This window comes from Streptomyces sp. NPDC006997, assembly GCF_040635175.1.
GTDB lineage: Bacteria > Actinomycetota > Actinomycetes > Streptomycetales > Streptomycetaceae > Streptomyces.
On the sequence record NZ_JBEYHH010000033.1, the window covers coordinates 1 to 13,460 of the forward strand.

General features: G+C 70.6%; 15 protein-coding genes, 2 tRNA genes and 1 pseudogene. 6 read left to right on the forward strand and 12 right to left on the reverse strand.

The window, feature by feature from the left end:
* Positions 1-62: 62 nt before the first annotated feature.
* The 6 genes and pseudogenes from ABZ659_RS27755 to ABZ659_RS27780 all read right to left on the reverse strand — a co-directional run bounded on the left by ABZ659_RS27755 (position 63) and on the right by ABZ659_RS27780 (position 4,186).
* On the reverse strand, positions 63-809 hold the full coding sequence (locus ABZ659_RS27755; RefSeq protein WP_360225204.1) for a class E sortase: 747 nt from the start codon (positions 807-809) through the stop codon (positions 63-65).
* Between the two features lie 15 nt (positions 810-824).
* Complete coding sequence (locus ABZ659_RS27760) at positions 825-1,916, reverse strand: class E sortase (RefSeq protein WP_360225086.1); 1,092 nt, start codon at positions 1,914-1,916, stop codon at positions 825-827.
* Entirely contained in the window at positions 1,913-2,551 is a 639-nt protein-coding gene (locus ABZ659_RS27765) for an aminodeoxychorismate/anthranilate synthase component II (RefSeq protein WP_360225206.1), read from the reverse strand. Before ABZ659_RS27765 ends, ABZ659_RS27760 begins: the two co-directional genes overlap by 4 nt.
* Entirely contained in the window at positions 2,548-2,709 is a 162-nt protein-coding gene (locus ABZ659_RS27770) for a hypothetical protein (RefSeq protein ID WP_171060312.1), read from the reverse strand. The genes ABZ659_RS27765 and ABZ659_RS27770 overlap by 4 nt, the downstream gene beginning before the upstream one ends.
* Positions 2,710-2,872: 163 nt before the next feature.
* Positions 2,873-3,340, reverse strand: a pseudogene (locus tag ABZ659_RS27775) (sortase); the annotation flags it as partial.
* 63 nt (positions 3,341-3,403) lie between these two features.
* On the reverse strand, positions 3,404-4,186 hold the full coding sequence (locus tag ABZ659_RS27780) for a DUF881 domain-containing protein (RefSeq protein WP_360225088.1): 783 nt from the start codon (positions 4,184-4,186) through the stop codon (positions 3,404-3,406).
* Positions 4,187-4,327: 141 nt separating this feature from the next.
* Here ABZ659_RS27780 and crgA point away from each other — a divergent pair, with 141 nt between their 5' ends.
* A complete protein-coding gene (gene crgA / locus ABZ659_RS27785; RefSeq protein WP_221755573.1) occupies positions 4,328-4,582 on the forward strand; it encodes a cell division protein CrgA in 255 nt (84 codons plus the stop codon).
* 329 nt (positions 4,583-4,911) lie between these two features.
* Here the strand turns inward: crgA and ABZ659_RS27790 are convergent, their stop codons facing one another.
* Both ABZ659_RS27790 and ABZ659_RS27795 read right to left on the reverse strand, forming a co-directional pair.
* Entirely contained in the window at positions 4,912-5,799 is an 888-nt protein-coding gene (locus ABZ659_RS27790) for a rhomboid family intramembrane serine protease (RefSeq protein ID WP_360225090.1), read from the reverse strand.
* A gap of 135 nt (positions 5,800-5,934) precedes the next feature.
* Positions 5,935-6,468, reverse strand: a complete 534-nt coding sequence (locus ABZ659_RS27795) for a peptidylprolyl isomerase (protein ID WP_360225092.1) — start codon at positions 6,466-6,468, stop codon at positions 5,935-5,937.
* Positions 6,469-6,784: 316 nt separating this feature from the next.
* Here ABZ659_RS27795 and ABZ659_RS27800 point away from each other — a divergent pair, with 316 nt between their 5' ends.
* Positions 6,785-7,492, forward strand: coding sequence for a DUF5324 family protein (locus ABZ659_RS27800; RefSeq protein WP_360225094.1), 708 nt, complete (start codon positions 6,785-6,787; stop codon positions 7,490-7,492).
* Positions 7,493-7,564: 72 nt separating this feature from the next.
* On the opposite strand, the gene ABZ659_RS27805 is transcribed toward ABZ659_RS27800, so the two are convergent.
* Positions 7,565-7,637 (reverse strand) — tRNA-Ala (locus tag ABZ659_RS27805).
* A gap of 180 nt (positions 7,638-7,817) precedes the next feature.
* Between ABZ659_RS27805 and ABZ659_RS27810 the strand changes: the two genes are divergently transcribed.
* Positions 7,818-8,366 carry a DNA-binding protein gene (locus ABZ659_RS27810; RefSeq protein ID WP_360225096.1) on the forward strand — a complete coding sequence of 183 codons (549 nt, stop codon included), beginning with the start codon at positions 7,818-7,820 and terminating at the stop codon, positions 8,364-8,366.
* A 97-nt stretch (positions 8,367-8,463) separates the two neighbouring features.
* A complete protein-coding gene (locus tag ABZ659_RS27815) occupies positions 8,464-9,999 on the forward strand; it encodes a serine/threonine-protein kinase (RefSeq protein WP_360225098.1) in 1,536 nt (511 codons plus the stop codon).
* A gap of 16 nt (positions 10,000-10,015) precedes the next feature.
* Here the strand turns inward: ABZ659_RS27815 and ABZ659_RS27820 are convergent, their stop codons facing one another.
* Positions 10,016-11,314, reverse strand: a complete 1,299-nt coding sequence (locus tag ABZ659_RS27820; protein ID WP_360225100.1) for a hypothetical protein — start codon at positions 11,312-11,314, stop codon at positions 10,016-10,018.
* A 203-nt stretch (positions 11,315-11,517) separates the two neighbouring features.
* Positions 11,518-11,646 carry a DLW-39 family protein gene (locus tag ABZ659_RS27825; RefSeq protein WP_003999697.1) on the reverse strand — a complete coding sequence of 43 codons (129 nt, stop codon included), beginning with the start codon at positions 11,644-11,646 and terminating at the stop codon, positions 11,518-11,520.
* A 262-nt stretch (positions 11,647-11,908) separates the two neighbouring features.
* Here ABZ659_RS27825 and ABZ659_RS27830 point away from each other — a divergent pair, with 262 nt between their 5' ends.
* Together ABZ659_RS27830 and ABZ659_RS27835 are read left to right on the forward strand one after the other, a co-directional pair.
* The gene (locus ABZ659_RS27830; protein WP_360225102.1) at positions 11,909-12,289 is read left to right on the forward strand and encodes a DUF6344 domain-containing protein; all 381 of its coding nucleotides are present in this window, start codon (positions 11,909-11,911) and stop codon (positions 12,287-12,289) included.
* A 229-nt stretch (positions 12,290-12,518) separates the two neighbouring features.
* Positions 12,519-13,304 carry a hypothetical protein gene (locus tag ABZ659_RS27835; RefSeq protein ID WP_360225104.1) on the forward strand — a complete coding sequence of 262 codons (786 nt, stop codon included), beginning with the start codon at positions 12,519-12,521 and terminating at the stop codon, positions 13,302-13,304.
* Positions 13,305-13,377: 73 nt separating this feature from the next.
* Here ABZ659_RS27835 and ABZ659_RS27840 read toward each other — a convergent pair.
* Positions 13,378-13,454, reverse strand: a tRNA-Ile gene (locus ABZ659_RS27840).
* Positions 13,455-13,460 lie beyond the last annotated feature (6 nt).

The window sequence follows — 13,460 nt, forward strand, 5'->3', positions numbered from 1 at the left end:
GCCGCCGCCCCGCCCCCCCGCCGGGGGGGGTGCCGGGGCTCCGGCGTGGTGGGCGGGTCCGGCTACCGCAGTTCCTTCGGCGGCGTCCGCTGGTCGTCGACATCGTCGACGCGGACCAGTTCGCCCCAGACGACGTACCGGTCCCGGCTGGTGTAGATCGGCGTGCAGGTGGTCAGCGTGATGTACTTGCCCGCCTTCTTCCGGCCGCTGTCCTTCGGCACGGCGTCCAGGACCCGGACGTTGTACTTCGAGGTCTCGGGCAGGGTGGCGTACACCTTGTAGACGTACCACTTGTCCTTCGTCTCGAAGACGATCGGATCGCCCTTGCCCAGCTTGTGGATGTTGTGGAACTGCGCGCCGTGGCCGTCGCGGTGGGCGGCCAGGGAGAAGTTGCCGTTCTTGTCCGAGGTGGGCAGGGTCGCCTTGACCGGGTCGGTGTAGTACCCGGCGACACCGTCGTTGAGGATCTTGTTCGAGGTGCCCTTCTTGACGAGGATCTCGTCCCCGTTCATCGCGGGCACGTGCAGGAAGCCGATGCCGTCCCTGGTGTCGAGGCCGACCGGGCCGTCGGCGTCGGGGTTCTCGGACGCCGCCCAGTTGTCGCGGACCTTGTCGCCCTCCTGCGCGGCCTTGCGGTCGGCGAGGACGTTCGTCCACCACAGGGAGTAGACGACGAACAGGCCGAGCACCAGGCCCGCGGTGATGAGGAGTTCGCCGAGCACGCTGACCGCCAGGGCGATCCGGCCGGGGCGGCGGCGGGGCGCGGGGACCGTGGTCTGCTCTTCGGTGTCGTCGGTGGTCGCTGCCACTGGTGTCATCTGCCTCTACTCGACGAGCGCATCCGGCTTTCCCTTGCTGCGCGGGCGTTCCTCGACCATCTTGCCCCAGACGATCAGGCGGTACTTGCTGGTGAACTCCGGCGTGCAGGTGGTGAGGGTGATGTAGCGGCCCGGCTCGGTGAAGCCGCCGTCCTTGGGGACGGGGTCGAGGACGGTGGTGTTGCTGGGCGGGGTCACCGGCAGCGTCGACGCCGTCTTGTAGACGTAGTAGGTGTCCTGCGTCTCGACGACGATGGAGTCGCCCGGCTGCAGCTTGTTGATGTACCGGAAGGGCTCACCGTGGGTGTTGCGGTGTCCCGCGAGGCCGAAGTTGCCGGACTTGGCGTCGGGCATCGCGGTCTTCAGCGGGGCCTCGGCGTAGTGGCCGACCATGCCGCGGTCGAGGACCTTGCTCTTGCTGATGCCCTCCGCGATCGGCACCACCACGTCGAGCCTGGGGATGCGCAGGATGGCGAAGCCCTGCCCCGGTTCGAAGGTGCCGGGCTCGCGTTCGCCGTTCTCCCACTGGTCCTGGAGGTCGCTGGCCTCCTTCCCGGCCTGCGCGTGCGCGCGGACGTTCGTCCACCACAGCTGGTAGGTGACGAACAGCAGCATCAGCACGCCGGTGGTGATGAACACCTCGCCGATGGCCCGGCTGGCGATCACCGCGGGGCCGGGTTTGCGGGCGCGCGCCAGTCGGCGGGCCTCCACCCGGGAGAGGGGGGCGCCCGACTCCTCCGGCTGCGGCGTGGACGGGGTGATGGGCGCGGCGCCCGTCGCGTGACGCCGGTGGCGGCGCTTGGCGGCCTTCCTGCGGGCCGCTCGGCCGCCGGAGGCAACTCCGGGTGCCGGTGAGGCTGATGAGGCGCCAGAGGCGGATACGGGGCCCTTGGGGAGGTCCGCTATCCGCAGGGCGACGGTCTCGTCGTCGGCGGGAGGCTCGTACGGGGCGGGGTACGGCTCCTGGGGGGCGTCGACGGGCGGCTCACCGGCAGGCGGCTGAGGGGAGTACTGCTCCTCGAACGTGGCCGACTCCCCGTACGACTGCTGCTGTCCGTACGGGAGATCGGCCTCGCGCTCGGGGCGCAGTGCGGTCACGCCGTGGCCCTGCCCACCACCGGGGCCAGTCCCGCGGATCTGGCGACGGCGCCCTGGTCACCGCACTCGGTGAGCCAGTTGGCCAGCATCCGGTGACCGTGCTCGGTGAGCACCGACTCGGGGTGGAACTGCACGCCCTCGACCGGGAGTTCCCGGTGCCGCAGGCCCATGATGATGCCGTCGTGGGTGCGGGCGGTGACCTCCAGCTCGGCGGGGACGGTGGGCGGCTCGGCGGCCAGGGAGTGGTAACGGGTCGCCGTGAAGGGCGAGGGCAGGCCGCGGAAGACGCCCTTGCCCCCGTGCTCGACCAGCGAGGTCTTGCCGTGCAGCAACTCGGGCGCCCGGTCCACCACACCGCCGTACGCCACCTGCATGGACTGCATCCCGAGGCAGACGCCGAAGACGGGGACGCCGGTCGCCGCGCAGTGCCGGACCATGTCGACGCAGACCCCGGCCTGCTCGGGGGCGCCGGGGCCGGGGGAGAGCAGCACACCGTCGAAGCCGTCGTTCGCGTGGGCCGTCGACACCTCGTCGTTGCGCAGCACCTCGCACTCGGCGCCGAGCTGGTAGAGGTACTGGACCAGGTTGAAGACGAAGCTGTCGTAGTTGTCCACGACGAGGATGCGCGCGCTCACTGGTTGTCCACCGTCACATCGTTGAAGGGAAGCAGCGGTTCGGCCCACGGGAAGACGTACTGGAAGAGGACGTAGACCACGGCCAGGACCAGCACGAGGGAGATCAGGGCCCTCACCCAGGCGTTTCCCGGCAGATGCCGCCAGATCCAGCCGTACATGCCGTCCCTTCCGTCGCACCACGGCACCACACTCACGCCGTACCGGCACCAGACTAACGGCGCAGGGCCGGAGGTTTCCCGGCCTCCACGGGCTGGGGGAGTCCAGGTGCGCCCAGACGACCAGTCGGTGGCTGTGGCCCCACTCCGGGTCGCAGGTGGTCAGCGTGAGGTAGCGGCCCGGCCACTGGTAGCCCGACGTACGCGGCACGGGGTCGATCAGGCGACATCCGTGGGCACGGTCTTGTACGGCCCTTTGCCGATCCGGTACGTGGACCAGGTCGCGCCGTCGGTCAGCACCACCGCGTCGCCGCGCCGCAGCCGGGGGGAAGCCCTTGAAGGGGTCGCCGTAGGTGCGGCGATGACCCGCGGCGGCGAGGTTGCCCTGCTGCCCGAGCTGGGCGGTACCGGCGCAGTGCCCGAGCCCCTTCTCCAGCGTGCCGGTGTCGGTGCCCTCCGGCACCGGCTTGTTCCACGTGAAACCAAGACGGGGGACGTACAGGATCGCGAAGGGCCCGCGCTGCCGGTCGGCTCCGGCTCGGGCGGGCTGGTGGGGGTGGTGCCGCCCGGCGCGGCGTCCGGTGGCTGCGGTACGGCGCCCTCGGCCCACTGGTCCTGGAGCAGTGTGACGCACAGCTCGCCGAGGGTCCTGACGACCGAGCGCACCGACACCGGCCCTCGCTCTTCTCCGCTACCGCTACTGCTCCACGGGCTCCGCGTACTGCAGATCCACTGTGCCCGAGTAGCCGGGCAGAGTCACCGCCCCGTCGTCCTCGACTTTCCAGCCGAGGCCGTAGACGTTGACGTACACCATGTAGTTCTGGATCGCCGGGGACTCCGCGAGCGCGTCCTTCAGCTTCCCGGGATCACCGACCGCGGTGATCTTGTACGGCGGTGAGTAGACGCGGCCCTGGAGGATCAGGGTGTTGCCGACACAGCGGACGGCGCTGGTACTGATCAGCCGCTGGTCCATGACCTTGATGCCCTCGGCGCCGCCCTCCCAGAGGGCGTTCACCACGGCCTGCAGGTCCTGCTGGTGGATGACCAGGTAGTCGGGCTCCGGCTCGGGGTAGCCGGGGAGCTTCGCGGTGGCGTTGGGCGGGGCGTCGTTGAGGGTGACGGTGATGGCCTCGCCGCGCAGTTCCTCGGTCCCGGCGTTCTCCTCCAGCGCGGCGAGCCTGGTCTCGTCGGCCTTGGTGATGCCGGTGTCGCGCTCGCCCAGTGACTCGACGTCGTCGCGCAGGGCCGCGTTGGACTCCTCCAGCCTGCCGTTGTTGTGGCTGCGCTCCTGGATCAGGTCGGAGAGCTTCAGCAGGGAGGCGTCCGTGCGGATGTTGGTGCCCTTGGCCGTGTTGAAGCTGGTGAAGAAGATCAGCCCGGCGAGGGCGAAGACCCCCACCGTGAGCACGCGTACGGGCCGGAAACGCCCACTGCGCTCAGGGCTGGATCCGGACGGGGGGAAGTCGGCAGAATTGCTCAACGTACCCTTATCTCCTTCGGTGCCACGGAAGCACTACGCTAACGGACACCCGGGGGAGCGCTCAGTGTCCCCTTGTACGCTGCCCCGAGCCCGACCCAGTTACCTGCGCGGCCACGCAGCGCATCGACAGGAGAGACCCTCGTGCCGAAGTCACGTATCCGCAAGAAGGCCGACTACACGCCGCCCCCTGCGAAGCAGACGACAGCGATCAAGCTGACCAACCGGGCCTGGGTCGCACCGGTCATGCTGGCCATGTTCCTGATCGGCCTGGCCTGGATCGTCGTCTTCTATGTGACCGACGGTTCACTGCCCATCGACTCGCTGGGCAACTGGAACATCGTGGTCGGCTTCGGCTTCATCGCGGCGGGATTCGGCGTCTCGACCCAGTGGAAGTAGCGGCGCGGTAGCAGCGCCGCGGCAGCTCTACCCAGGGCTATCCGCTGAGTTATCCACAGGTTGAGGGTCTTTCCACACCTCACCTGGGGAAAAGACGACGATCTGTGGATAACTCATCGAGGGTTGACGCCGGTACGACTGACACACCGGTTCTGGATATACGTTCGAATCACTGAGCCCCCTGCCTGACCTGCGGAAACACGGGTTGACGACAGGGGGCACAGCTGTTCTGGCGTAACCCCGCACACTGTGCACAAGATCCGGCACAGGCTGTGGACAAACGGCCTGGACCAGCCCCGGAACGGCCTCCGCCCACCCTGGGACGGCCCTCAGGTCAGCTGGAGCGTCCGTAGGACTGTCATGCCCACGACCACCAGCAGGACCAGCGCGCAGGTGCCGTACTGCACCAGCGCCCGCCGCTCACGCGGGGCGTGCACCATGGCGTAGCCGATGACGACCCCGGCGACCAGACCGCCGATGTGCGCCTGCCAGGAGATGTCGAAGGCCGGGTTGAAGGTGAAGATCATGTTGATCGCCAGCAGGGCGATCACCGGACGCATGTCGTACCGCAGGCGCCGCAGCAGCACGGCCGTCGCGCCGAAGAGGCCGAAGATGGCGCCCGAGGCGCCGAGCATGGATGTCGTCGGCGAGGTCAGCAGATAGGCGAGGGCGCTGCCCGCCAGCCCCGACACCAGGTACAGCGCCAGATAGCGGGCCCGGCCGAGAGCCGCTTCCAGCGGGCCGCCGAGCCACCACAGGCTCAGCATGTTGAAGGCGATGTGCCAGATCTCGTAGTGGGCGAAGACCGAGGTGAGCAGCCGGTACCACTCACCCTCCGCGACGCCCTGCGTGGGCCCGTAGGGCGGCCACTCACCGACGAGCACCATGTGGTCGAGCAGCGCCTCCGAGGAGCGCCCGACGAAGAACACCACCAGGTTGATCAGCAGCAGGACCTTGGTCACCAGCCGGGGATCGGCGGCCACCGTGCCACCCGCCAGGGTGCGCGGCCGGGAGGCGCTCGCCGCGGGCCCGGACGCGGACCCCGAGCCGCCGCGGACGCACTCGGGGCACTGGAAGCCCACCGAGGCGCTGATCATGCACTCGGGGCAGATGGGGCGCTCACAGCGGGTGCAGCGCACGCCGGTCTCGCGGTCCGGGTGCCGGTAGCAGGAGGGCACACTCCGAGCGTCCGGCGTACCGCCTGCGGCCTGCTCCATGAGGTCCCCTCGATATCGTCCTGAGCACTACCATGCCCCGCCCATCCTTACGGATGAGCGGGGCATTTGGTTCCCGGCGGGACGCTTCGGTCCCTGGCCGGGGCCGCCGCTTCAGGCGGTCCTGAGCACTCGGGCTCAGACCTGACGGCTCTCGACCACGACCGACTCGATGACGACGTCCTTCACCGGACGGTCGGTGCGCGGGTTGGTCTGCGCGGTCGCGATGGTGTCGACCACCTTCTGGCTGGCCGCGTCGGTGACCTCGCCGAAGATGGTGTGCTTGCGGCTCAGCCACGCCGTCGGGGCGACGGTGATGAAGAACTGCGAGCCGTTGGTGCCCGGACCGGCGTTGGCCATCGCCAGCAGGTAGGGCTTGTCGAAGCGCAGGTCCGGGTGGAACTCGTCCTCGAACTGGTACCCGGGGCCGCCCGTGCCGTTGCCCAGCGGGTCACCACCCTGGATCATGAAACCGCTGATCACCCGGTGGAAGACCGTGCCGTCGTAGAGCTTGTCCGTGGACTTCTGGCCGGTGGCCGGGTTGGTCCACTCCCGCTCGCCCTTGGCGAGCTCGACGAAGTTCTTGACCGTCTTCGGCGCGTGCTCCGGGAACAGCCGGACGTCGATGTCGCCGTGGTTGGTCTTCAGGGTGGCGTAGAGCTGCTCAGCCACGATCTGCCTTCCGTTGTCCTCTGTGACCCCCCGATCCTCGCACGCCCGGCGCCCCGAGTCGCCCGGCCTCCCGGGACCGCCCTCCGTACGGGCGCGTCAGTCGCGGAAAACCGGCCGACTGGGCCCAGGACACGGGCGCGTGACGACGATCCGTGGCATTGTCGACGACAAGCTCCCGTTGCCCCGTATTCATCTGCTATCGCAGGTGCCGGTGACCCGGATGGCCGCCCACACATGCCCCGTCGCCCACCGGCAGGCATGATCCGTAAAAGGGTGGAAAGTCGAAATACCGTACGCCACCGAGGAGGAGGATCCCGTGACCCGCATGGACAGCGTGCGCGCCGCGACCGGCTCGGCCAAGGACAGCGTGCTGCACGCCGCGGAAGTGGTGGCGCCCTACGCCGACACGGCCAAGGACAGGGCCGCACACTACGCACAGGAGGCACGCGTACGGCTCGCGCCCAAGGTGACGCAGGCCACCGAACAGGCCCGGCTCCAGTACGAGGCCCATCTCGTCCCGCGACTGGACCAGGCCCGCTCCCACGTCCCGCCGAAGGTCGACCAGGCCGCCCACGAGGCCGCCGCACGTACCCGCAAGGCGGCCCGGCAGGCCGCCGTCTACTCCAGGCCGAGGATCGAACAGGCGGTGGCCGCGGCCGGGCCCGTTCGTGAGGAGGCGGCCGCGCGCAGCGCCGCCGCGCTGGCCGCGCTGCGCGGCCAGATCACCCCCCGGGAGATCGAGAAGCTGGTCCGCAAGCACGAGCGCCGGGCCAGGGCCGGACGTCTCGCCAGGGCGCTGGTGGTCCTGGGCGCGGTGGCGGGCGGCGCCTTCGCCGCCTGGAAGTGGTGGGACAAGCAGGCCAACCCGGACTGGCTGGTCGAACCGCCCGCCGCCACCGAGGTGCCCGAGTCCGGTCGCCTCACCTCCGTCGACGGCAGCGGCCAGTCCGACCTCGACCCCGAGGTCCAGGCCAAGGAGGCCGAAGAGGCCAAGGGCGCCACCAACAACGAGGACCGCGGCTGACAGCACCGCCCCACCGCACACAGCGACATACCCCGCTGACCTGTTTCCACAGGTCAGCGGGGTATTCGTGCGTGGAGCCTAGGGGAGTCGAACCCCTGACATCTGCCATGCAAAGACAGCGCTCTACCAACTGAGCTAAGGCCCCGGAGGGAAACGCCCCATCGGAAGGATCCGTGTTCCGGTGGACGCCGCAGACCAGAGTACCGGGTCCTCCCCTGGATCTCGCAAAACGATAAGGGGTCCCCGCGAACGACCACTCTCCGTAAGATGCTCGGCGTGGTTCGCGGCAGCGAAGCACGTCTTGGGGAAGCGATGGGGAGACGCAATGGACGCCGCACAGCAGGAAGCCACCGCAAGAGCGCGGGAACTGCAGCGGAACTGGTACGGGGAGCCGTTGGGGGCGCTCTTCCGTAAACTCATAGACGACCTGGGCCTCAACCAGGCTCGTCTCGCGGGGGTACTGGGACTGTCCGCACCGATGCTGTCGCAGCTGATGAGCGGTCAGCGCGCGAAGATCGGGAACCCGGCGGTCGTGCAGCGGGTGCAACTGTTGCAGGAACTGGCGGCGCAGGTCGCCGACGGCAGCGTCAGCGCCGCCGAGGCCACCGACCGCATGGAGGAGATCAAGAAGTCCCAGGGGGGATCCGTGCTGAACAACACCACGCAGACGACGAGCAGTTCGGGGGCGCCCACCGTCAAGCGCGTGGTCCGTGAGATCCAGTCCCTGCTGCGCTCGGTGGCCGCCGCGGGCGACATCATCGAGGCCGCGGACACCCTCGCCCCGACCCACCCGGAACTGGCAGAGTTCCTCCGGGTCTACGGCGCGGGCCGCACCTCCGACGCGGTCGCGCACTACCAGGCACACCAGAGCTGAGCCCCACGGCCCGGTCGTCGCGGGGGCACGGCAGCCGGGCCGCCGCCGAGCCCGACTCCGGAGCAGGGGAACCCAGGGGGAGGAGCAGCGCGCAGCGATGGGTGAGGTGTTCGCCGGCCGGTACGAACTGGTCGACCCGATCGGACGCGGAGGCGTCGGCGCCGTCTGGCGCGCCTGGGACCACCGCCGTCGCCGCTATGTGGCCGCGAAGGTCCTCCAGCAGAGCGACGCCCACTCGCTGCTGCGCTTCGTCCGCGAGCAGGCCCTCAGGATCGACCACCCCCATGTCCTCGCGCCCGCCAGCTGGGCCGCCGACGACGACAAGGTCCTGTTCACCATGGACCTGGTGGCCGGCGGTTCGCTGGTCCACCTCGTCGGCGACTACGGCCCCCTGCCGCCTCCGTTCGTCTGCACCCTGCTCGACCAGTTGCTGGCCGGGCTGGCCGCCGTCCACGCGGAGGACGTCGTCCACCGGGACATCAAGCCCGCCAACGTGCTCCTCGAAGCCACCGGCACCTCCCGGCCGAAGCTGCGGCTGTCCGACTTCGGCATCGCGATGCGGCTCGGTGAGCCCCGGCTGACCGAGACCAACCTGGTGGTGGGCACGCCCGGTTATCTCGCGCCCGAGCAGATGATGGGCGCCGAACCCGACTTCCCCGCCGACCTGTTCGCCGTAGGACTGGTCGCGCTGTATCTGCTGGAGGGCGCGAAGCCTGACGCCAAGGCGCTGATCCAGTACTTCGCGGAGCACGGCACACCGGGAGCGCCCAAGGGCATTCCCGAGCCGCTCTGGCAGGTCGTGGCCACCCTGCTGCAACCGGACCCCCAGGCCCGCTTCCGCACCGCCACGGGGGCGCGCAAGGCCCTCGCGTCCGCCATCGAACTCCTCCCCGAGCCCGGACCCGATGACGAGCAGATCGAGGTCTTCGACCAGCTCGGCCCGCTGCCCACGGCATACGCCCCCGACGGCCCGCTCAAGAGGGCGCCCGGGGTGGCGCCGGGGTTGAGGGGACGGTCGGAGGACACGGGAGGTACGGCGTCCGGCGCTTCGGCGCCTTCCGCGCCTTCCGCGCCTTCCCATGAGGACGATGCGGGTTCGGGAGCCGTACCCGCTGATCCACGGACTCCCCTGCCACAGCCGCAACATGAACCACAGCAACCACCACAGGCGCATTCGCAGCAGCGGCCGAGCAGGTCGGACACGGGCAGCTTCCACCTCCCGCCTCCGCCGCCCGCGGCTCCCCCCTTCCCCCAGACGCCCACGCCACCGCCGTACGACCCGTCCCCGTCCCCGTCCCCGTTTCCGTCCCCTTCCCCATCCCCGTTTCCACCCCTGTCCCCCCATCCCACAGCCTCCCCTCACGACCCCACGGCACAAGCGGTGCGGCATCGCGCTGATGCCTCTACTGCTTCGTACACCGCTCAGGACCCGCAGGTTCCCACCCCGGCGCCACCGATTTCGTGGCCCCCGCCCCCGTCTCAACCCCAGCCCCGCCCCGGCCCGGCCCGCCCCGGCCGACGCGGCCGACGTGCCGCCCCACGCCCCGGCCCGCCCGCCAAGGTGGTGGTCCCGGTCCTGATCCTGGCGCTGGCCTGCTACGCCATCGGGTTCTGGGCCCTGACCCGCATCTGAGAAGGGACGCGCGCCGCTACGCCGAGACGCCCCGCCGCCGCGCCGCCGCCGACCACACCCCGAGCCCGGCCAGCAGCAACGTCCCGCCACCGATGCCGCTCACGGCGAGCGCGGTCATCGCGGGATCACGCCCGGCGCCGTCCTCACCACCGCCACCGCTCACGGGGCCCGAGCCGCCGACGCTCGCGTCGAACACCCCCTCCGGCACCGCGTCCCCGGCATACGCGGGCCCTTCCCCCGCGGCTCCCTCGATCCCCACGCGCAGCGTCAGCCCGAACGGCCCGTCGCCGAAGTCGTCCGCCACCTGTGCGGCGAGATGGACCACGAGGTAGTAGGCCCCGGCGAACCGCATCGCGCTCACCGCGCCCGCGGCGGCGTGCCGGTTGGCGTGGTCGACGGGGGGCAGCGGGTCGAGTGCGGCGGACCTCTGCCGACCGGCGTAGCTGGTGGCCTCGCCCGCGACCGGACCGCGGGCGGGGTTGTAGAGGTCGAGGTTGAGCGCGCTGACCGAGAACCCGGAGCCGTCGAGCGGGGTCGCGCCGGCGAGTTCGGCGGTGGCGGAGAGCTGCTGGCCCCAGCCGACGGGCACCTTGTAGAAGAGCGTCCGGCCGGGCGCGATCTCCGTGGACCAGACACCGCGGCCGATCGTGGCCGCCGACGCGAACCCCTCGCCGCCCGCCCGTCGCCCGGCCTGTCCCGTGGGCGGCTCAGGAGAGGCGGAGTCCCAGTCGTCCGGTGCCCCGCTGTCCTCGGCGGAGGTCAGGCCGGGCTCCGTGACGGGTGCCAGTTCCAGGTCCCAGACGTCCGACGCCGACTCGGCCGTGGCGGTCCGCTCGACGACGGCGTAGTACGTCCCCTCGCCCTGGCACCGGGACGAGTCCGGTGCCACCTCGCGCAGACCCCAGACCGCGACCGGGCGCGGACTGCGGGCGGCGCCGAAGGCCGCGCTGTCGGGGGAGAGGGTGCAGGGCTCGCCGTCCGCGTCCTGGAGGGAGACCTTGAACCGGTCGAGGGGCGAGAGGGTGGCCCCCGCGTGAGGTACGGCGGTCACGGAGACGTACGCGTTCTCGCTGGCCCCGAGTTCGAGGCGGAAGTACGCCTTCGCGCCGCTGCGGAGGGTACTCCTGAAGGTCCTGCCGGGCACGAGGAGCGCGGCGTCGGCGGTGCCGGTGGCTGCCGGGACCGCCAGGGCGTCCGGCGCGAAGGCATACCCCCGCGGAGAGCCGTACGGGAGGCCGTACGGAGAGCTGTACGGCGCGCTGGGGACGACGGCGAGCGCCTGTCCCGGCAGGCCCGCGACGGCACACGCCACCACCGCCGCTACGAGGGCCCCACGCGCGCGTGGGGATCGATCAGAACGCCTCGCCCCCGCACGCCACCGCTGCGTACGCCGACCCATCACGCGCCACCCCTCGTCGTCACCGCGCCCGTTCCGACCGTGGCCCATCCTGCCGCACACGCAAAACCCCGACCGCGATGACGGCCGGGGTCTGTCTGTTCAGAACTGGATGTCGGTGCTCACGAACCCGTGGGCACGGAGTCAGTCGCCTCCGTCCACAGATCCTGCTCGGCGCGATCCGCCTGGATCTGGCGGTACACGAGGAGCCCGCCGATGGCGGCCAGTGCGACCAGGAGAAGCTTCTTCACCGCGCGACCTCGTCTTTCCTTGACGTAGGGGACCTCTGGCGCCCGACTATACACACCGGCCGATATCGGCCGGTGACCTGCGCCGGGGCCTCAACTCCGGCCCCTGACCAGGCACATCCGCGCGTTTTCCGGGGGCCTTGCGGCCATCCGGGTGGTGTTCATCTGAACATCGCCGCGCCACGGGCGTCGGTCCACCACTTCGGGACCCACATACACATCATGAGGAAAGTACGCAAATCGCCCAACCCGAAAGTGAGGGGCCATGGCCCGCACCAAGGTCATGAAGCTGTGGAACGTCCTCGTCACCGCCTTCATCACGCTGTTCACCGCACTCGGACTCGTCACCACGACCGCCGCCGCGGCCGTACCGCAGAGTGAGCCGACCCGCAACAGCGCCGCGGACCACACGCCCCCGACGACGACACCGGCGGCGACGCCCGGCTGGGCCTGGTCCTACGCCAGAGCACTGCCCCCCACGATGAAGCAGCGCATCCGAGCGGAAGCCCACGGCAAGACCCCGAACTGCCGCCACCTCCCCCACCCGGACCGGGACGCGGAGGCCGCCGCGGAGGCCGGCCACCCCTGCGACGACGAGCCCGCCCCCGAAGACCCCGAGCCAGCGAAGCTCCCGCACCAGCGCTGACCGCGAAGATCCTCTTCTCCTCTTACCGTCACCGTCGTCACGGCGATCTTGCGTACAGCTCTGCCCTACGGCATGACGCACCCGAACCAACCCGAAGGCCCGGCCCTCAGCGCCCTTGCGCGCCCCTGAGGACCGGGCCTTCCCCGTGCCGAACCGAGCACCCATTCGACTAAACGTTCGATACTGTGGGGAGAGAAGCAGAAAGCAGACGGCCAGGGAGGTGGACGCCATGACACCGGAAGCCTCCACGGTGATGCACGTACGCTGCCCCGACCACCTGCCCGAGGACACCTACCGGCAGCTCCTGGAGCTGCTGACGGAGCTGGCTCCACTCGTCCGGGCCCTGCCCCCGCAAGCGGCTCTGATAGAGCTCGGCGCACCACCACACCAGCACGGCGCGGACGACGCCTGCGGTCTGGGCGAGACCCTGCGGATCCGCACGATCTCCCGCCTCGGAGTGGACGTCCGAGTCGGCATCGGACCGTCCGTCGCGGCCGCGGCCTCCGCTTCCGCTCAGATCCCGCGCCCAGGCGGAGTCCTCGCCGTGTCCCCCGCCAAGGTCACCGACTGGTCGGCCCCGTTGCCCGCCTCCGCCACCGTGACCCACGTCTTCCCCCGGCACACCCCCGGCGGCGCCGAGGTCCGGGCGGCCCTGCTCGACCTGGTGAGCCGACTCGGCCACCAGCTACGCCACCGACACCAGGCCCCCGGCGCCCTGACCCTCGCCCTGCGCTTCCCCGACGGCCCCGCTTGGACCACCTCCCGGCGCCCCGCCCGGCCGTCCGCCCACCACGACGACCTGCGCTCCACGGCCTACCGCCTACTGGACGCCGCGGGCCCACGCCGCGCCCGCCTCACCGCGATCACCCTGCACGCCGACGACCTGCTCGACGCCGTAGGCACCCCCGTACAACTCGCCCTCGGCCCGAGCCGGGAAGCCCGCCCCACCACCGAGGAGACCACCGGCCGCGCCCGCACCGGGGGCCAGGCCACCCCATTCCGCCACGCCTCATAGCCACGCGCGACAAGGCCGACCCGGCCACCCCACAGGAAAAGACCCCCAACCATTCCCGGTTGAGGGTCTTCGATGGTGGGGCTAACAGGATTTGAACCTGTGGCCTCATCCTTATCAGGGATGCGCTCTAACCAACTGAGCTATAGCCCCGCCGCG

What these genes read in the sequence shown, in the direction of transcription:
- ABZ659_RS27770 (WP_171060312.1), bottom strand. Translation starts at nt 2,709, where the DNA reads ATGTACGGCTGGATCTGGCGGCATCTGCCGGGAAACGCCTGGGTGAGG.
- ABZ659_RS27790 (WP_360225090.1), bottom strand. Translation starts at nt 5,799, where the DNA reads ATGGAGCAGGCCGCAGGCGGTACGCCGGACGCTCGGAGTGTGCCCTCC.
- ABZ659_RS27810 (WP_360225096.1), top strand. Translation starts at nt 7,818, where the DNA reads ATGGACGCCGCACAGCAGGAAGCCACCGCAAGAGCGCGGGAACTGCAG.
- ABZ659_RS27815 (WP_360225098.1), top strand. Translation starts at nt 8,464, where the DNA reads ATGGGTGAGGTGTTCGCCGGCCGGTACGAACTGGTCGACCCGATCGGA.
- ABZ659_RS27830 (WP_360225102.1), top strand. Translation starts at nt 11,909, where the DNA reads ATGGCCCGCACCAAGGTCATGAAGCTGTGGAACGTCCTCGTCACCGCC.
- ABZ659_RS27835 (WP_360225104.1), top strand. Translation starts at nt 12,519, where the DNA reads ATGACACCGGAAGCCTCCACGGTGATGCACGTACGCTGCCCCGACCAC.